Annotated in this window: 18 protein-coding genes; 11 read left to right on the top strand and 7 right to left on the bottom strand. The window is 46.0% G+C overall.

Annotated elements, in window-relative coordinates; translation table 11 throughout:
- Nucleotides 1-88: 88 nt before the first annotated feature.
- The gene (locus tag QZW47_RS14520) at nt 89-643 is read right to left on the bottom strand and encodes a GNAT family N-acetyltransferase (protein WP_293128258.1); all 555 of its coding nucleotides are present in this window, start codon (nt 641-643) and stop codon (nt 89-91) included.
- Between the two features lie 509 nt (nt 644-1,152).
- Here QZW47_RS14520 and QZW47_RS14525 point away from each other — a divergent pair.
- The 8 genes from QZW47_RS14525 to QZW47_RS14560 all read left to right on the top strand — a co-directional run bounded on the left by QZW47_RS14525 (nt 1,153) and on the right by QZW47_RS14560 (nt 9,621).
- Nucleotides 1,153-1,878, top strand: a complete 726-nt coding sequence (locus tag QZW47_RS14525) for a hypothetical protein (RefSeq protein WP_006631881.1) — start codon at nt 1,153-1,155, stop codon at nt 1,876-1,878.
- Between the two features lie 249 nt (nt 1,879-2,127).
- Nucleotides 2,128-2,997 (top strand): alpha/beta hydrolase, encoded by an 870-nt coding sequence (locus QZW47_RS14530; protein ID WP_293128151.1) that lies wholly within the window; start codon nt 2,128-2,130, stop codon nt 2,995-2,997.
- Nucleotides 2,998-3,289: 292 nt separating this feature from the next.
- The gene (hrcA, locus tag QZW47_RS14535) at nt 3,290-4,387 is read left to right on the top strand and encodes a heat-inducible transcriptional repressor HrcA (RefSeq protein ID WP_293128152.1); all 1,098 of its coding nucleotides are present in this window, start codon (nt 3,290-3,292) and stop codon (nt 4,385-4,387) included.
- Between the two features lie 100 nt (nt 4,388-4,487).
- The gene (locus QZW47_RS14540) at nt 4,488-4,781 is read left to right on the top strand and encodes a hypothetical protein (protein WP_293128153.1); all 294 of its coding nucleotides are present in this window, start codon (nt 4,488-4,490) and stop codon (nt 4,779-4,781) included.
- A gap of 254 nt (nt 4,782-5,035) precedes the next feature.
- A complete protein-coding gene (metG, locus tag QZW47_RS14545) occupies nt 5,036-6,643 on the top strand; it encodes a methionine--tRNA ligase (protein ID WP_293128154.1) in 1,608 nt (535 codons plus the stop codon).
- Nucleotides 6,644-6,733: 90 nt separating this feature from the next.
- On the top strand, nt 6,734-7,339 hold the full coding sequence (locus tag QZW47_RS14550; RefSeq protein ID WP_096831201.1) for an NYN domain-containing protein: 606 nt from the start codon (nt 6,734-6,736) through the stop codon (nt 7,337-7,339).
- A 296-nt stretch (nt 7,340-7,635) separates the two neighbouring features.
- A complete protein-coding gene (gene lptC / locus QZW47_RS14555; protein ID WP_293128155.1) occupies nt 7,636-8,832 on the top strand; it encodes an LPS export ABC transporter periplasmic protein LptC in 1,197 nt (398 codons plus the stop codon).
- A gap of 201 nt (nt 8,833-9,033) precedes the next feature.
- Nucleotides 9,034-9,621, top strand: a complete 588-nt coding sequence (locus QZW47_RS14560; protein WP_293128156.1) for a Uma2 family endonuclease — start codon at nt 9,034-9,036, stop codon at nt 9,619-9,621.
- Between the two features lie 42 nt (nt 9,622-9,663).
- Here QZW47_RS14560 and QZW47_RS14565 read toward each other — a convergent pair whose 3' ends face one another.
- The 5 genes from QZW47_RS14565 to QZW47_RS14585 all read right to left on the bottom strand — a co-directional run bounded on the left by QZW47_RS14565 (nt 9,664) and on the right by QZW47_RS14585 (nt 14,559).
- Nucleotides 9,664-10,272, bottom strand: a complete 609-nt coding sequence (locus QZW47_RS14565) for a Uma2 family endonuclease (protein ID WP_293128157.1) — start codon at nt 10,270-10,272, stop codon at nt 9,664-9,666.
- Nucleotides 10,273-10,537: 265 nt separating this feature from the next.
- Nucleotides 10,538-11,959 carry a signal recognition particle protein gene (gene ffh / locus QZW47_RS14570; protein WP_293128158.1) on the bottom strand — a complete coding sequence of 474 codons (1,422 nt, stop codon included), beginning with the start codon at nt 11,957-11,959 and terminating at the stop codon, nt 10,538-10,540.
- Between the two features lie 165 nt (nt 11,960-12,124).
- Entirely contained in the window at nt 12,125-12,556 is a 432-nt protein-coding gene (locus QZW47_RS14575) for a transcriptional regulator (protein WP_293128159.1), read from the bottom strand.
- Nucleotides 12,528-12,827 (bottom strand): type II toxin-antitoxin system HigB family toxin, encoded by a 300-nt coding sequence (locus tag QZW47_RS14580; RefSeq protein ID WP_293128160.1) that lies wholly within the window; start codon nt 12,825-12,827, stop codon nt 12,528-12,530. The genes QZW47_RS14575 and QZW47_RS14580 overlap by 29 nt, the downstream gene beginning before the upstream one ends.
- A 169-nt stretch (nt 12,828-12,996) precedes the next feature.
- Nucleotides 12,997-14,559, bottom strand: a complete 1,563-nt coding sequence (locus tag QZW47_RS14585) for an ATPase (RefSeq protein ID WP_293128161.1) — start codon at nt 14,557-14,559, stop codon at nt 12,997-12,999.
- A 153-nt stretch (nt 14,560-14,712) separates the two neighbouring features.
- On the opposite strand from QZW47_RS14585, the gene QZW47_RS14590 reads away from it, so the two are divergent.
- Nucleotides 14,713-15,219 (top strand): hypothetical protein, encoded by a 507-nt coding sequence (locus tag QZW47_RS14590; protein ID WP_293128162.1) that lies wholly within the window; start codon nt 14,713-14,715, stop codon nt 15,217-15,219.
- A gap of 3 nt (nt 15,220-15,222) precedes the next feature.
- Nucleotides 15,223-16,002, top strand: a complete 780-nt coding sequence (locus QZW47_RS14595) for a Tat pathway signal protein (RefSeq protein WP_293128163.1) — start codon at nt 15,223-15,225, stop codon at nt 16,000-16,002.
- A 285-nt stretch (nt 16,003-16,287) separates the two neighbouring features.
- On the opposite strand, the gene QZW47_RS14600 is transcribed toward QZW47_RS14595, so the two are convergent.
- Nucleotides 16,288-17,787 carry a tetratricopeptide repeat-containing serine protease family protein gene (locus tag QZW47_RS14600; RefSeq protein WP_293128164.1) on the bottom strand — a complete coding sequence of 500 codons (1,500 nt, stop codon included), beginning with the start codon at nt 17,785-17,787 and terminating at the stop codon, nt 16,288-16,290.
- Nucleotides 17,788-18,032: 245 nt separating this feature from the next.
- Here QZW47_RS14600 and QZW47_RS14605 point away from each other — a divergent pair, with 245 nt between their 5' ends.
- Nucleotides 18,033-18,572 carry a COP23 domain-containing protein gene (locus QZW47_RS14605; protein ID WP_293128165.1) on the top strand — a complete coding sequence of 180 codons (540 nt, stop codon included), beginning with the start codon at nt 18,033-18,035 and terminating at the stop codon, nt 18,570-18,572.
- Nucleotides 18,573-18,665 lie beyond the last annotated feature (93 nt).

Genomic DNA, 18,665 nt, shown 5'->3' on the forward strand with positions numbered 1-18,665 from the left:
TCTTTCTCGATCAAATTTAAGTAGGTTTCTCAACTATTTGCCCCTTTAGTTACGCTCAACAAATCAACGCTGACGGACACCTCGCTGGCTAATCTGGATACCAGAACATACCTTTAATCCCTTCAGGATCGGACATAAAGCCCAAATTTCGGTAAAAATCCACAACCTGAGGGTCAGCAAATAAGGTAATGTTGCTGATGTCTTCACTGCGGAGTTTTTTAATGATGTATTTCATCAGCGCCTTGCCCATGCCCTTACCCTGGTAGTCAGGATGAACTACCACATCCCAAAGCGTGGCATTAAAAGCATGGTCTGAAGTCGCTCTGGCGAAACCGACCAGCCGTCGCTGGTTGCCCCGCATCTCCCACATAGAGACGACTAGGAAGCTGTGCTCAATAGCTTTTTTGACTTTACGCAGGGGACGGCGGGACCAACCCACTGCATTACAGAGTTCTTCGAGTTCGTAGAGGTCAATGTCCCGATCGCAACTGAAAAAGATGCGAGCGTTGCTGGCTCCGGCGGGTTTGCGAAACGTTGGGGAAAGCGGATCGCCTGACCCTAGAGCAACATCTTCCTCAAATTGAGCTGTTTGGGGTACAGAGGCAGACTCAGAACTACTAAATAAGTTTTTCCAAAAACCCATGCAGGCGCGGTTAAGGTAGTAAAAGTTGGACGGAGTAAAAGAGAACCCGATCGATAAACCCACTCCGAGTGGGGTGGGATGAATTGCGGGTAGCCTCTTGAGGAACAGTTTACGGTACACTCATCTTACGCCGAAAACAGGTATTTGTCGTCCTACATTGAGCGTTCGCTTTTTTGATTGTCGTCAATTTTGGTACAAATGTTGTGCTAGCCTGTGTCCGGACAACCCGCTGTTAAGGTAAAATTTGTTCCCTGGTCAGGACAGAGGCATTTTTTAAATTGCTTCTTTTGAGTCGGGCCGATCGCGCCGGAACTTATACTCTTGGTGGGAAGTACAGATAGAATGGCGCAACCGTGACATTCTAGTCCTACGTTCCCAGACAGATTTGACTTCTGCTTTTAGCGAGGAGACGGGCACAATTCGAGTCTAATCGTCAAATCTAAAATCCCATTGCCATAAGGCATGGGAGAGTAAATACCTAGTATGTCTCCCGCACCTTCCCCTCAATTATGGCTTCGGGTTTAAAACCATCTACGCTAGAACTTCTCAAACGCTTTAACCGAGCGTTTCCCCAGTTTTACGAGCAATTTGTCAGCAGCGAAATCCAACTGCAAAACCTCAAATTAGCTTATCAGCTTTACAAAACTCGACAAGCAGTCATCGAAATCAGAGCCGAAGGTAACAAAAGTGCCCTGCATTTTGCTTACCGGAACCAGTCTTTTCTACTGAGCGATATTTTTGGTGTCCTCGCTGCTTACGGACTGACGATTCACAGTCTCAGTCTCTACGGTCAAATTTACCCACCGATGCTGGTATTTATCAAATTAGTAGTATCTCGCGGCGGCAAGGTACTGGCAGATAAAACAGCAGAAAACGTCTGTAGGGCGGTTCGAGAAGCCTTGGCGGGGCATTTTGAGGTTGAAGAGATGTTGGCCGTGGAATTTAATCTAGACGCGGGTTTGGAGGATGTGGCTACTGAATTCTACGTCGATCCGGTTTTCCACTTGCCGGCTCTGCTGATCGAAGCAGATAACCAGCCTGGACTTTTTTACAAAGTTATGTATGCCATCTGGCAAGAGGATTTGTTGGTGGTAAATGCTAATTTGCTGGTTTGGCGGGGGCGAACTCGCCTGATTCTCTACTTGTTGGGGCCTAATGAAAGTTTAATTCCTGAGTATCTGGGGCAGAAAATTGCTGAGGGGGTACGACAAAGATTGCTGGGCGAGCGGTTTTAGGGATAGCACTGATGCTGGTGAAACTCGGTTTTTGCTGGATGTTTGGACTCAATCCTGACAGAACTTAGGCAGATTTACCAAAAAAATCGCGTTTTTTAGTACATCTGCTGGTGGTAACGGGTCTTTTCCTAAAACAACCCGTTTGCTGAGTGCCCTTGCGTCTGGCACTCCCTCAGAAAGTTAAATCGAGTCGATCGCCCGACTGGAACTGGCGATCCCTGTGTGTTGATTTCAAGATAGGATAAAATTATGGCAACCATAGACATCCTAGGGGTTCGGCACGCTTGCGATTTGACGGCTCCCACTGCAACTTCCCCGGTTCTGGTATTTGTCCACGGCTGGCTGTTAAGCCGTCGCTACTGGCAACCTGTGACCGATCGCTTGGCACCTAACTATCAGTGCCTCACCTACGATTTGCGCGGGTTTGGCGATTCTCAATCCGACGGCGGCGAGAGTCGCGAGCCACCAGAATCGCTAAATTCCTACTACACTCCGGCAGCTTACGCTCGCGATTTGGCAATTTTACTCGAAAAACTCGATATTTCTAATGCTTGGCTAGTGGGACACTCTCTCGGCGGTACGATCGCTCTGTGGGCAGCCAGCCAATTGTCCGATCGTATTCAAGGTGTCGTGTGCATCAATGCAGGCGGCGGCATCTATCTAAAGGAAGAATTCGAGCGGTTTCGAGCGGTGGGTACGCAGCTAGTAAAAATGCGTCCCCGCTGGCTGCCTCACTTGCCGTTAGCAGATTACGTGTTTGCCCGCGATTCTGTGGCAAGATCGATCGGGCGATCGTGGGGACGGCAGCGCTTAAAAGACTTCGTGGCGGCTAATCCAGAGGCAGCTTTGGGGGCTTTGTTGGACTCCACCACAGAAGCCGAGATTCACCTGTTGCCACAAATAGTATCCCAACTCAAGCAGCCTGTTTATTTTATTGCCGGCACTAAAGACAAAATTATGGAACCAAAATACGTGCTGCATTTGGCTAGTTTTCACTGGATGTTCCAAGGTTGTGGCGAAAATGTCCTTCAGCTTCCCAATTGCGGTCATTTGGCAATGGTGGAACAGCCGGATGCAGTAGCTAGTTACCTGCAAAATATTTTGAAAGAACATAATTAGAGGGAATTGGGAATGGGGCATGGGGCATGGGGCATGGGGCATGGGGCATGGGGCATGGGGCATGGGGCATTAGAACTTGCAAATAACCAATCACCAATAACAAATAACTAATAACCAATGACCAATCACCAATAACCAATCACCGATAATCAATAACCAGTAACAACTGACTTCTTCCTTAACCTAAAATCTGTTATGTTAAATAAAGAACTCTGCCCGATCGCCCTTTTGGGACAGAGGTTTCATCAAATAGCGGCTTTCAATTCTCAATCATAATTCTGCTTAAATATCTGTGCGCGTTAACCTCACCGATCGGCAACAACACATCCTTTGGGCAACGGTTCGCCACTACATAGCAACAGCGGAACCCGTTGGCTCAAAAGCTTTGGTTGACGAATACAACCTCAGCGTCAGCCCAGCTACGATTCGCAATGCGATGGGGACTCTTGAAAAAGCTGGACTGCTCTATCAGCCTCATACTTCTGCCGGACGAGTCCCCTCTGACTCCGGCTACAGAATTTACGTAGACCAGTTGATTCAGCCATCTGATACCCTCGCCCGCAAAGTGGAACAGGTACTAGATCAGCTCAACTGGTCGGACGGTCGCATGGATGCGGCACTTCGTGGCGCTGCTCAAATCCTGGCAACAATCAGCGGTTACATTGCCATGATCACCATACCGCAAACCAATATGGCTTGCCTGCGCCACTTACAACTGGTGCAGCTAGAGGCGGGAAAGGTGATGCTGATCGTGGTGACGGATGCCTACGAAACTCATTCGGTTTTAGTACAGTTGCCCAAAGGCGCAGAAGGTAATTTGCCTGATGTCGAAATTGTCGATCGCGAATTGCAGATTTTGTCCAATTTTTTGAACAGCAAGTTACGCGGGCGATCGCTCTCGGAACTCTCGACTGTAGACTGGAGCGAGTTAGACCGGGACTTTGAACTGTACGCTGAGTGGATGGAAACCATGCTGGCTGCCTTGAGCAGCCGCCAAAGCAATCCCACCTACACCCGGATTCTGATCGGCGGTTTGGCAGAAGCCCTGCGCTTACCTGAGTTTTCGCAGTTGCAGCAAGTTCAAACTCTGGTGCAATTGCTCGAACAAGAGCAGGAACTACTTTGGCCTTTGATTTTTAAATCCCCTGATTTGGACTCGCCCGGGAAACGGGTAACGGTGCGTATTGGCTCGGAAAATTCGTTAGAACCAATTCGGGGCTGTACTCTGATTTCTTCGACTTACCGCCGGGGATCAGTGCCGGTGGGTAGCGTTGGGGTTTTGGGGCCGACGCGGATGGTTTACGAAAATGCGATCGCGGTGGTGGAAGCTGCGGCGGATTATTTGTCCGAAGCTATTGGCGGAAATCGAGTTAATTTTCCCGAAGGATAATATATTGTTGTACTTACCACAATTTAGATCGCCCTAAGCTTAACAGGCTTGGGGTTTTATTGTTTTTGCCGGACGGACTGCCAACATCAAGAAACCGGCCTTGGTTGACAACAAAAGTCTGCTTTCACGCTCTTGTTGGGGCAAGAATCTAAAGCATCGTGCTGCGCGGGATTTTTGTCAAAAACCAGGTGGCAGCAGGAAGGAGCGGAGCGGACACTGGCAGGAGTTGCGGGCGATCGGGGTTTTTGATGACAAGTGGGGCGATCGGGCATTAACAAAAAGTTGTCGCCAACTCCCTGTTAATCTAAGAGTTTATCTGCCGAACCGAGCATTTTTGGTGCATACCGGGTGGGCGAGCCCCGATTTTTGGGCGCGGCTGCAAGCAATGAATTGAAGACCCGGGATCGATGCTCCTAGGGGGGCGCGAAGGCAGCAAAATGTCAAATTATTAAGACATTTTAGAGAGATCGTCAAAAAAATCTAAAAAAGATTAGTGTTGATCTGAAAGCTATATTTCTTTTGGAATAGCTCGGGTTAGACAATAGCCCAGAACTTGTAGCAATTTGGGCTTGATTGCCCGCTCCAGAAAAGATTTAAGCGCTGAGTTAAGATCGAAACTAAATTTAGGGAATTTTCTTTTACCATTCAATGAAATCGACCGATAAAACAAAGAATACCTTTGCAGTAACAACGCCTCTGTATTATGTCAATGATTTACCTCACGTTGGCAGCGCTTACACAACTATGGCTGCCGATGCCCTAGCCCGATTTGAGGGGCTGCGGGGTAAATCAGTGTTGCTGGTTACGGGGACGGACGAACACGGGCAGAAAATTCAGCGCACGGCCGAGAGTTTGGGACGATCGCCCCAAGCTCACTGCGATTTAGTGGTTCCGGCCTTTGAGGCGCTGTGGGAGCTACTAGATATCCAGTACGATCGATTTATCCGCACAACTTCGCGGCGCCACGAGTACATTGTCAAAGAATTTTTCCAGCGCGTCTGGAACTCTGGCGACATCTACTTGAACCAGCAACAAGGTTGGTACTGCGTCTCCTGCGAAGAATTCAAAGACGAACGCGATTTATTGCCCGGAAATCGGTGCTCTGTCCACACCAGCAAGGAAGTGGAGTGGCGCGACGAAGAAAATTACTTTTTCCGCCTGTCGCGCTATCAAGACCAACTGCTGGCATTGTACGCAGAACGTCCCGACTTCATCGCGCCGGAAAGTCGGCGCAACGAAGTGCTGAGCTTCGTCAACTCGGGACTGCAAGACTTTTCGATTTCTCGGGTGAATCTGGCATGGGGCCTGCCAATACCAGTTGACTCCAGTCACACCATTTACGTCTGGTTTGACGCTTTGCTCGGATATGTCACAGCCTTGTTAGATCCGGACAGCGACCCGCTGTTAGAGAATGCTTTATGTAAATGGTGGCCGATTGACCTGCACTTGATCGGCAAAGATATTCTCCGCTTCCACGCAGTTTACTGGCCGGCAATGCTGATGTCAGCCGATATGTCGGTGCCGGGCCGCGTCTTCGCTCACGGTTTTTTGACCAAAGACGGCAAGAAAATGGGCAAAACGGAGGGTAATACTTTAAACCCAGTCGAATTGGTGAATAAATACGGCGCTGATGCAGTTCGTTACTATTTCCTCAAAGAAATTGAGTTCGGAGAGGATGGCGATTTTAACGAAACTCGGTTTATCAATATATTGAATGCTGAGCTAGCAAATGATTTGGGAAACTTGCTTAATCGCACGTTAAACATGGCTCGCAAATATTGCGGTGGCTGCGTGCCAAATGTGTCAGGGGAAAACATTTCTGGCGACAACCTTCTCAAGGGTATGAGCCTGGATTTGGGCGATCGAGTAGCGGGTTTTTATGAAGAGTTGGCTTTTAGCAAGGCTTGCGAAGCTGTGCTGGCATTAGTTAGAGCAGGTAACAAGTTTATTGACGTACAAGCACCTTGGACTTTGTACAAGCAAGGACAACTAGAAAGTGTCCAACAAGTGCTATATTCTGTTCTGGAATCTGTTAGACTAGCATCTTACCTTTTATCGCCGATTATCCCGAGTATCAGCAACGCTATCTATCAGCAGCTAGGTTTTTCAATAGACTTTAACGATCGGGTTGCAGTTAAGAGTTTAGCGACTTTTGCAGATCATGCTGTCTGGGGCGCTTTGCCTGCGAACCAAACTCTGGGGGAACCCCAACCAGTGTTTAAGCGGCTGGAACTACTGGAAACAGTAACGTCATAGTCAGCAGCTCGCGATCGGGGTGCTATGACAGATTATGAATTAGCACTTATTTCCTTACCAATCTTTCATAAAAATTGAGGCATAACAATCATGTTGAATAGAATAGAAAGCAACGACCTTTTTACGCCGGAACAGGTTCTGGAAAATCGCGGTCGAGTGGCAATTTTTATTGATGGGTCTAACCTTTTTTACGCGGCTTTGCAGTTGGGAATTGAAATTGATTACACTAAGCTGCTGTGTCGCTTAACTGCGGGTTCGCGGCTGTTGCGCTCTTTTTTCTACACTGGTGTCGATCGCACTAACGAGAAACAGCAGGGGTTTTTGCTGTGGATGCGCCGCAACGGCTATCGCGTGATTTCTAAGGATTTGGTGCAATTACCCGACGGTTCTAAGAAGGCGAACTTGGATGTAGAAATCGCTGTGGACATGATGGCGTTGGTGGGGTCTTACGACACGGCGGTTTTGGTCAGTGGCGACGGCGATTTGGCCTATGCTGTGGATGCTGTGAGCTATCGCGGCGTGCGGGTTGAGGTGGTGAGTTTGCGATCGATGACAAGTGACAGTTTGATTAATGTAGCCGATCGCTATATCGATTTGGAAATGATCAAAGACGACATCCAAAAAACTTCGCGTCCTAATTATGCTTACCGGCCGTTGTCGGGTTTGAGCTTGATGGACGAACACGACGACAGATAGGGATTTGGTAATGGGTGAGGGTTCAGTTGACAGTTGACAGTTGACAGTTGACAGCACTTTACATAAAAGGAAGAGGATTGAAACAGTGAAGAATTTTCTTTTATTTCCCCCTAGAAGGAGGAGGCTTTAAACCCATTCTTCTTGGTAATGGTGATGGGTGATGGATTGAATAATTGAGAATTAGAAGTTAAAAATTTAGACAAAGTATGACACATTTTAAATTTTTGATTGACTTTTTCAATACCAAATTATCAATTACCAATTACCGATTACCAGTTTCCAACTCCCAATTGCCAATGATTAATCTCAAATCCCAAATTCTCAATCTCAAATCCCCAAAATTAATGCAGCTACTCTTAGCAGCACTGATTTTGGGGATTAATGCTTGTGGGGCTGCGCCAGAGACTCAAAAAAACAAATTAGCCGAGGATCTCAAAACTGCCCAGCAGTCAAACAGCACTTTAACTTTGAACAAAGTAACCCTAGAACAAGCAAATGAAAAGGGCGAAACGTTCTGGAAAGTCAACTCAAAAAATGCCGTTTACAGCAAAGATCAAAAGACAGTTAACGTTCAGAAACCTGTCGGCAAATTGTTTCAGGACGGCAAAGAAATTTACGACATTCAGGGAGAAACCGGGCAGGTATTTCAAGAAGGAAATCAAGTTTTTCTCAAGGGTAACATAGTCGCTACTGACTTAAAAAATGGCGTGGTATTGCGGGGAAACGAGTTGGAGTGGCGGCCGAAGGAAGATATTTTAGTTGTCCGTAATAATTTGACGGGAGCGAACAACCAGGTAACTGCTTCAGCAAAGGAAGCGCGGGTTTTCAGCAGAGCGAAAAGAATGGAGTTATTCGGCTCTGTGGTGGCGAATGTTAAAGATCCAATTTTACAATTGCGTACCGAGCATTTAGTGTGGTTTGTGGAGCAGCAAAAGGTACACAGCGACCAACCAACTCAAATTGACAAATATAAAGATAAAACAGTAACAGACAGCGGTTTTGCTGACAAGGTAGATGTGGACTTAAAAACCAAGATTGCGACGCTAACCCAAAACGCTCAATTGATGCCATCAGATCCGCCGCTACAAATAGAAAGCAGTTTGATGAGTTGGAATTTTCCGGCGCAAAATGTGGTCTCGCCCGGGCCTGTGAAGATTTTTCACCGCGTGGAAAAGGTGACGATGACTGGGGATACCGGGCGGGGAGATTTAGATAAAAAAATATTTTATTTGACGGGAAATGTGGTAGGAATTGGGGAAAAACGTCAATCTCAATTGAATACCGATCGCGTAACGTGGTATTTAACTAACCAGACGTTCGACGCCGAAGGAAATGTGGTTTACAAACAACTAAATCCGGTGTTTAATTTGACTGGGCCGAGGGCGGCCGGAGAGTTGAAAAATCAAACGGTGGTTGTCAAAGGTAACGGTGGTGGCGGCCAAGTTGTGACGGAATTTGTGCCGGATGAGAACAAGGAAATTTTCGGAAAGTAGATAAGATTATTGCGATTTTTCGAGGTTCGTAGTGAGGACTTCAGTCCTTCTTAATGCGGACTGAAGTCCTCACTACGAACCTTTGGAGGTTGAGGGTTTGACCGATCGCGTTATGACGGGTTTCGATAGGGCTAAAAAAATATAAAATTGGAATGCAGTACAGTTTATAATTAAGATGGGATTGAGTAAGGAGGGCTGGGGATGACGACAACTTTAGAAAAGTTAGAACGAGTCGATGAACCAATCTTAATTGACGGCATGAGCTGGAGAGAGTTTAAAGCTGTTGAACAGTTGCTCGATCGCCCGGGAGTGAGGCTGTCGTTTTTAGATGGGGTATTGGAGATTAGACGTATGCCTGGAAGAAAACATGAAACCGCCAAACAGCGGATTTCAACGCTCGTGGATCTGTATTTGGAATATGCAGGGATTGATTTTACTCCAACCGGCTCGGTGACGCTGGAAAGTGAATCTGGAAAGGTGAAGCGAGAAGCGGATCTGTCTTACGAATTGGGTGCTAACCGAGAACGTCCTGATTTAGTGGTGGAAGTGGTGGTGACTAGCGGCGGGATTAATAAGTTGGAAGCTTACAAACGCCTGCAAATTCCAGAGGTTTGGTTTTGGGAAAATGGTAGGCTGCGTTTGTACTCGCTTTCGGAAGATGGATATGCAGAGGTCGATCGCTCTTTGGTACTCCCAGATTTAGATGTGCTACTATTGGCACGGTGTATCAATATAGAAAATCACCTTCAGGCAATGCGCGAATTTAGAGCAGCGATTCAAAGCGTTTAGAGAGCTTGTTTGTGGAAATGAAAAATTTAAAGCAGCAGCTATTTATCGCCACACTCGCCTCAAAGAGAGCACAAATCCGGGCAATATATCTTCACCGGACAACTCGGCTGGACTAATTAATATTTCTACTTCTGCTTGTTGTCGATAAATTTCTACCCGTTGGTTTTGCGGGTCAATTAGCCAGCCCAATCTCGCCCCGTTTTCCATATATTCGCGCATCTTTGTTTGGAGGGGCGAGAGACTGTCAGAGGCCGATCGCAATTCTACTACAAAATCGGGACACAGAGGAACAAAGCCTTTGCGTCCTTTTGGTGTTAGCGCTTCCCAGCGATCTCTACTCACCCAGGAAGCATCGGGAGAAAAGCGAGCACCGTTAGGGAGGATGAATCCGGTAGAAGAATCAAAGCCTTCTCCTAAATCCTCGTTTGCTTCACACCAACGATCGAGTTGTCCGCTGATGCTAAGGTTGCGACTACCTGATTCTCCTCCGGTGGGTGGATTCACTATTAACTCTCCTTGTGACGTTCTTTCTAATCTCAAGTCGGGATTTGCCAATGCTAGGGCCTCGAATTGCTCGCCGGTGACTAATAGGGCGATCGAATTTGGCACTTCTAGAGATATGGTTTCTGGTTCAGTAAATGTTTGTACCATATTCAATTACAAGCTTTGTTTTTGAGTGGAGTGGGGCCAGTTTTTGATTTTTTGGATATCTTTTCAAGCAATTGGTTAACCCACCCCTTCTATCTATAGGTTTGTAGTGAGGACTTCAGTCCTCTCTTTGATGCGGACTTCAGTCCTCACTACAAGCCGTTTTTGATAACTAACCAAAACCTTGCGGACTGAAGTCCTCACTACAAACCTTTTTTGATAACTAACCAAAACTTTGCGGACTGAAGTCCTCACTACAAGCCGTTTTTTACAACTGACCAAAACCTTTTTTAGGCTTGTTTTTTTTCTTTTTCTTCTGGCCGGGCATTCCCTGCATTCCTTGCATTCCCGGCATTCCCGGCATTCCCGGCAATCCTCCCATTCCTGTAAAGTTTCCTTGACTCATTTGCTGCATCATGGTACGCATTTTTTGGAAGTCGCTGACGAGTTTTGTTACGTCATTTTCTGCGTAGCCTGCGCCTTTACCGATGCGACGGCGGCGGGATGGAGAACTTGCTAACAGTTCGGGATTGCGACGTTCTTCAACTGTCATCGAATTAATCATCGCTTCGGTGCGTTTTAGCTGCACTTCGCCTTGCCGCATTTGTTCGTCAGAGAGTTTGTTCATCCCCGGAATCATTTTCATGATGCCGCCGAGGGAACCCATGTTTTTTAATAGTCTGGTTTGCTTGAGAAAGTCGGTAAAGTCAAACTTTGCCGTGAGCATTTTCTCTTGCATTTTTTCGGCATCGGCGATGTCGAATTCTTCTTGAGCTCTTTCGACTAGCGTCAAGACATCGCCCATACCGAGGATTCTCGATGCCATGCGATCGGGATAAAATGGTTGCAATGCTTCCACTTTTTCGCCGACGCCGACAAATTTTATCGGCGCGCCGGATATTTGCCGCACGGACAAGGCTGCACCACCACGACTGTCGCCGTCTAATTTGGTTAAGATGGCGCCGGTAATGCCGATTTGTTCGTGGAAGGTGCGGGTTAAATTTGCTGCTTCTTGGCCAGTCATGGCATCAACAACTAACAGCGTTTCGTGGGGTTGTACTGTTTGTTTGATGCGGGACAATTCTGCCATCATGTCTTGGTCGATTTGCAGGCGGCCTGCTGTATCGACGATGATGGTATCTACGCCTAGTTGTTTACCGTATTCGAGGCCTTGGCGGGCAATTTCTACGGGGTCAGTATCAGTGCCTAATTCAAATACGGGTACGTCGATTTGTTTGCCGAGGGTGAGCAATTGGTCGATCGCAGCGGGTCGATAAATATCCGTCGCGACTAGCAGTGCGGTAAGATTTTGCTTGCGGAGGTGTAGGGCTAGTTTGGCGGTAGCTGTGGTTTTCCCGGTTCCTTGCAAACCTGCCATCAGGATGACGGTGGGCCCAGATTCGGCGGTGGCGAGGGGTACATTGGTTTCCCCCATGACGCGCACGAGTTCGTCGTGGACGATTTTGATAAATTGTTGGTCGGGACGGACGCCTGAAACGACTTCTGCCCCTTGTGCTTTGGCTGTTACCTCTGTGACGAAGTTTTTGACGACTTGGAGGTTGACATCGGCTTCCAGGAGGGCGCGGCGGACTTCTTTGATGGCGTCTTGGATGTTGGATTCGGAGATTTTATTCTGTCCGCGCAGTTTTTTCCAGGTGGATTCGAGTCGATCGGCAAGGGCTTCAAACATAGGGCTTTGTTGGCTAGTCAGTCTTTTTAATTTTAGGGCTAAATGGGGTTGTTTGGCCCAAAGTTCTGGAGAAAGTTAGATTTTTGGTTTTTTTAACCGCTGATGAACGCGGATTAACGCTGATTGGTTTGGATGTTTTGTTATCTTATTTAAACGCTTTTGCAGTTATACGGCCTGCGATTGCGCTTCGAGAAACAAGCTAATATCGACTCGGAAAAACTCGGCGAGTTTTCTAGCTTCATCTCTTTCGATAGCCCTTCGATCGAGCATAATTTCCTCAACCGCTTTTTCCGTTCCCAAAAGGGGAATCAAGTCAGATTTGTCTAAATTTCTCGCATCCATTAAATGTTGCAACATTGAAGCTGAATCTCCTGCGGGAATCGGATAATTTTCAGATTCAAATTTTTCGATGAGTGTGATCACAAGCTCCAGAAATAGCTCTTCCTCCAGCGATCGCCCGGGGCGGTGTTCCAGTTCGCGAGCGAGAGCGATCGCGACCTCGTTTTCTGCTTCATTTGCGATCGGTTTGGGTTGATATTTAACCAGCAAATCTGTATAATATTTTGCATCAAAAGTACGGATCATTTTTCCACTCATCCTTATCATACTCAGCGTGAGTTAAAATATATTTGATGTAGATTCTTTGAGAAGCGTAAATTAGATCGACAATCAGCCGATAGCGATTTCCCTTAATATTAAATACAGTAAAATTTCCAACTGCCTCAGCTTTTGGATAAGTTTGCTGAACATCAATTAAGTTCTGCCATTGGGCTTTACTTGACACTCTATACCAGTCATAAAGTGCGTCGCAGGAATCCGCATGGCTTGCACAGAAATCTCGCAGAATTTTTCGGCTAATAACACGCATCTCACCCTTTTTTTCCAAGCTACATCATATTTTTACGCACCGATCGCATTATAAACCTTTTTTAAGTGCGATCGCAACATTGTTAGATAGTATTCCAGTTTATTGATATTTTTATTTTTTAACGGCTGATGAATGCAGATTAATCCTGATGGGTTTGAATATTTTACTGTTATTTAATGTTGGTTTTTACATATTCTGCGATCGCCCGCCGGACAGTAAACAACGAACACTCGCCTGAAGGCACTTTTTCTATCAACAACCTCCGTCTCAACGATTCCAAGGCTTTGAGGAATTCTGACGGCGATAGTTCGAGATTCCTTGGCTTGTTTGAGATTTCCACTGCTGCGGTTTCATTGGCTAACCAGGACATCACCTGTTTTTCTGGTTGCGACAACCGCTGAAAATGTTGGTGTAATAAATATTCTAAATCTCCTAAAACTAGGCTATCATAGGATAAGAATGCTGAAATTTTTCCATCAAATAAGTCTTGAATTATTGTCGATACTATATTTAACCACAATGGATTGCCGTTGTAAAGCTCAATCAATTCTGACCACTTTTCTGATTCAGCTAAACCTTTTTCTGTGAAGAGTTCTCGTGCTGATTCGCCTAAACCGTTGAGTTGCAATGTTTGACAATTTTTGTCACAGTTTTCTAATGCTGCAATTTCTCGGGGTTTTTCCCAACTGAGCAAAACTAAGCAACTGTTGTGACAGGATTCTGCTATTTGTTTGAAGAATGCGCCGTAATTTTCATAGCCTGGTTTGTAATTTCCGGCTAGTTGTTGGCTGCTGAAGATTGTTTGGACATCATCGAGGATGATCAGACAGCGGTGCGATCGCAAATATTCGATTACCCCCCCCAACCCCCCCTTGCTAAGGGGGGGAGAAAGAGGTTGAATCTCTTCGCCCCAATAGTCTATTACCCCCCCCAACCCCCCCTTGCTAAGGGGGGGAGAAAGAAGTTGAATCTCTTCGCCCGCCCTGGGATAAGGAGGTTGAATCTCTTCGCCCCCCCTTGATAAGGGGGGGTTGGGGGGGTTAGTTTCTTGCTGCGGCGATAGGGATTGAATTAAGTCGGTTTGGAGTGCACTCAGTGGTGGAGAGTTGCGGAGACTTCGCCAGATGATGCAGTCGAATTGGTGGTGAAGTTGTGGGATGAGTTGGAGGGCGATCGCACTTTTGCCGCTTCCAGCCAATCCTAGGATCGCTATCAGACGGGTGCGACTTGCTAAAATCCAGTTTTCGAGGGTGGTGAGTTGGGAAGTGCGATCGTAAAATGTCAGGATTTCCGGTGCGTCGCTTAAGTCGATGCGGGGCTGTTTGGCTGTTGGTGGCGGGTTTTGGGGTGTTTTGGGCGATTCCCTACGGGATAGCTGCGCTTCACGGGATTTTTTAGAACAAATATTAAGCTTATTATTAACTGTTACAGTCTCACCTGTTATATTTTCAACAATAGCTGATTGATAATTATAAAATGTACCCTTTTCTAATATTGGTTTCAAACTAGCTTTAGTAATATTTTCGCCCAATCCTTCAGAAAGTATTTTCCAGAGTTCCGATCCGACATTTCTCACATGACTTGAACTTGAGTAAACTTCCTTAGCAATTTGCGTGTAGGTGCGTTTTTTGAGAGTTCCCCGCAGGATAGCTTCTTGCACATAATCTAAGCGCTTTCCGGTTTGGACAAAAACTAGGTCATCAGCCAGTTTTAAAGCTGCGGCAATATCCATACATAAAGGAGACGCTGGAGTTTACACGATTTATTGTACCTGACATTTCGTACAAATGAGACAATTTAGATTTTGCGATCGATCTAAAGTCAGGACTTTTCCTACACAGCTCATCCTTTATAGTAGTTTATTAAAGTTTTGGCAATATATTTTATGAAGCGAGTTCGGTGGCTCAGCGGTTTGTTTCTCGCTGGGATGTTATGTGTGATGTTAGGGACTGTTGGCGCACAAGTGGCACAAGCCCAGCGCCCCATTCCTTTGGAAGACCTCCAATGTGTTAAGCGATCGGGTGATTGGGGTGCTGAGAAACGAGATATTTCTGTAGGCAGACAAATTTACACCACTGTTTTATACATTAACCCTGATACCGCTTTAACTTGTAGGCTTCCAGGTGGCCCCGCTTCTCTCCGATTCGAGTTTGCGATTCCTGACACTTCGCAAGCCCCACCAGCACGAATAGATGTCTATGTAGATGGAAATCAAGTAGCTTCTCGCACTGGCGATAGAGGTAAAGTACATACAATGCTAGTAAATATTAGTAATGGCAAAAGTCTAGCAGTAGAAGTATTTTGTGCTAGAGCCACAAATTGCGGTAGTGGTAGATACTGGTTTATGAAAGCTCAAATTGAGCCGGGGGCATCCTCTCCAGGAGGTCGATAAATTATGAGTATCAGCCGCCGTCAATTTAATCGTATCATCATCTGGGGTGGCTCTTCTTTTGCTGCTTCCGCAACATCGGGCATTTTCTTCCCTAAACCTGCCGAAGCTTATTCCCTAGAATTTCCGATTAGTGCCTTATCAGCCGATCGCGTTTTCAGCGGTATTCAAAAATATTGTGGAGCACAGCCCATTCCCGGCGTTCTCTCACCAATCTTACAAGGAAATAGTAATGTTAGCAATAAAATAGAATCAGCCGCCGCTAACGCTATTCGCACGGCAGACAAACAATTTGTAAATCGCAATTTTACCAGCAAAAGAACCGAATTAGCCGTAACTGGCAGCGGTTCTAAGAATGCGGCCGATACCAGTCGGCTGTGGGGGCGGCAAAGACAGGATAAAGTTGGCCCGAATGTCGGTTTTGGCTTCGTACAAAAATATGAAGATCAATACAGTGATTCCAAAATTTCTGGACCGACAATGTGCGCCATTGATAACGCCCAAAGAGTCTTAGCTGATCAAAGATTAACACCGCCAGAAATCGCGGCTTCCCTATTACCAACTCGCTCAAGGTTGGATGATTTGAGTTCTTGGGGAGGTGATAGCGATGCGTCTGCTGGGAGAAATCCTGGTGCTGTTTTTGCTCAATATGACACAGCGGCGGGGACGGTGACTTCTCGCTACGATTTAGTTGAACCGGGGCCGAAAGGTTTTGGACGTGTTGAGTATACTATTGAAGCTGAAAATCAGCCTCGGCGGGTGATTTTGGTGACTGTGAGGTTTTAAGGGAATTATCTCATCTCGAATCAAATTCGGCGGTTGAAACCGCTACTACACAAACGAAGTCCGCCTTCGCGGACTGAAGAATTAAAGAGATTTTTAGTCCGCGCAGGCGGACTTTGTTTGTGGAGCATCGGAATTACATTCGGTGGGGCTATTTTTGCAGGATTCGGCGGTTGAAACCGCTACTACACACACGAAATCCGCCTTCGCGGACTGAAGAATTAAAGAGATTTTTAGTCCGCGCAGGCGGACTTTGTTTGTGGAGCATCGGAATTACATTCGGTGGGGCTATTTTTGCAATTGACCAATCAAATCTAATGCTTTTTGAGCATCTGCACTCATCCCTTGAGCCCGAAACAAACGGGCGGCTTGCTGCAAATCCGCGATCGCCCCTGGCCTATCTCCCATTCTCACCAAGGTAATTCCTCGATTAGCATAAGCCTTAGCATAGCTGGGATTGAGTTGAATTGCTTGGGTGTAATCAGCTAGGGCAGAGCGATCGTTATTGATGCGAAAAAGCGCTAATCCTCGGTTAAAATAAGTGTTAGCGCGACCTGGATTGATTTGCAGTGCTTGATTGAAATCGTCGATCGCCCCTTTTTGATCGCCCAAGTCCGAAAGCGCTACACCTCGGTTGTTGTAAGCCGCTGCAAAGTTTCGATCCTGACGGATGACTTGAGTATAATCTGCGATCGCCCCCGGTTTATCGCCCATAGCCGACAAAACCAGCCCCCGATTGTAGTACGCATCGACATAACCTGCATTTAGGGCGATCGCCTTGCTATAATCAGCAATACTTCTGGGAATTTCCCTCAAATCAAAATACGCCAGTCCCCGATAAAAATAAGCTTCTACATAATCGGATTGAGTTTGAATCGCCTTGCTAAAATCGGCAACAGCCCCTGACGCATCTCCATTATCAAACCGAGTTAAACCCCGAACGTAATAAGTCTTAGCATCTGGGGGATTGTTGAGTTTCAGAGGCGCATTAGCGGTGGGAGAGGAATTGATTAAAAGTGCCGATCGATTTAAACCAGCTTCCGATAGTTTAGCGATAAAAGTATTAATAGGAACCGCAGAATTAAATCCAGTTTTAGTGAGAGGCCCCTCAAACGATTGATCGTTAGTGACAAAATCTAGTTCCCCTTCCCCATGAACTCCAATTACCCGTCCTTCCCCATCAAATATCGGCCCTCCACTCATTCCTTTTATAGTTACAGCAATGTAACGCAACGTATAACCGCGTCGATGAGCTGAAAGGCGACTGGTAACATATCCCGGTACAAACTCATAATTGCGCTTAGTTCCAGACTTATTTCCTAAGCGATCTGGATAGCCAAACACAAACATTGGTGTGCCAGCGCCCGCTTGTTGGGAATCACCTAAAGTCACGACAGGATAAGAATCTGTACTATTAAAAGTTACTACTGCTAAATCCGGATCGTTGTTAATTTTTTGCAAGCGAACAAAACTGGTTACTTGATAATCTTTTCCTGTAGAAGTGCGAATCGTATAGGTAGGCTCGGTATTCTCAACAACGTGATTAGCTGTCAGTACAGTATAAGTTGTACCTTGTTTAGAAATAATAAAACCAGAGCCACTCTTCACTAAATTTCGATTGGGAGATTGACCGTTAATTTGAACGCTGACCGAATTAGCTAATTCGGCAATTTCTTGCGGAGTTTTTGCTAAAACTGGTGCTTGTACAAAGATGACTATTCCTGCTAGTGTTACCGTTCCTGCTAGGATACTGGTGAGGGAATCAAACCGCGAATAATCCCTATTCATAGGTAATTGCTGAAGAGTGAGATTTTTTATACTCCGAATAGTATATGCGAAATAAAATGACCTCAAACCAAATATGCTATGCGTTGCCAGATAATTATGACATTTCGTACATTTCGTACATCATGCCTAATTGGTTGCAAATATATAGAACTGTGTGAGATAATTTATAGTAATTTTCGACAATCTCTGTTAAAGTAAGGCGCGGTATATCAATATTTGATGTTGTGAGGAATGCGAGCATTACCATGAAGTACAAAATTTTGATAGGCTTAGTTGTCTCGACAATCACAAATATTATTATTTGTCAACCAAGCAATGCAGAAAACAGTAATTTCTTCTGCGGCATACTCAACAAACAGCCTGTTACTTTAATGCGTACTGTGCGGGGTAACGTCGCGATGATTCGCTGGGTTTCTCACAACTATTTTCCGCCACCGTGGACTGCACAAAGACGCTGCCAAGAAGTGGCTAGGAGATTTCAGCGAAACTATGATAACGGCAATCTAAAATATATCATACCTGGAAGGCTTAATGGAGAACCAGTGGTATGTGCAGCTCTTAAAAAAAGCGATCGTTGTACAAATATAAATTTGTTATTCACCCTCAAGCAGGGAGCTAATGCTGACCAGACTTTGCAAAGATTAATGGATCGTGGCGCATTGGCGGCTGGATATGTTCTATCTGAAGATGGATCTGCTGCTGTTGATGTGGAGATATATTTAGATGAAGCAACGGTTGAGCCAAATGTTTCTCCTATCGAGAATGAAACAGACACAAAACCTTAATTAAAGATTGAATGTCATATCTGTAGGGACACGGCACTGCCGTGTCCCTGCAAATTCCGATAGTAGGGAAACGGCACTGCCGTGTCCCTGCAA

The organism is Microcoleus sp. bin38.metabat.b11b12b14.051 (assembly GCF_013299165.1).
Taxonomy (GTDB): Bacteria; Cyanobacteriota; Cyanobacteriia; order Cyanobacteriales; family Microcoleaceae; genus Microcoleus.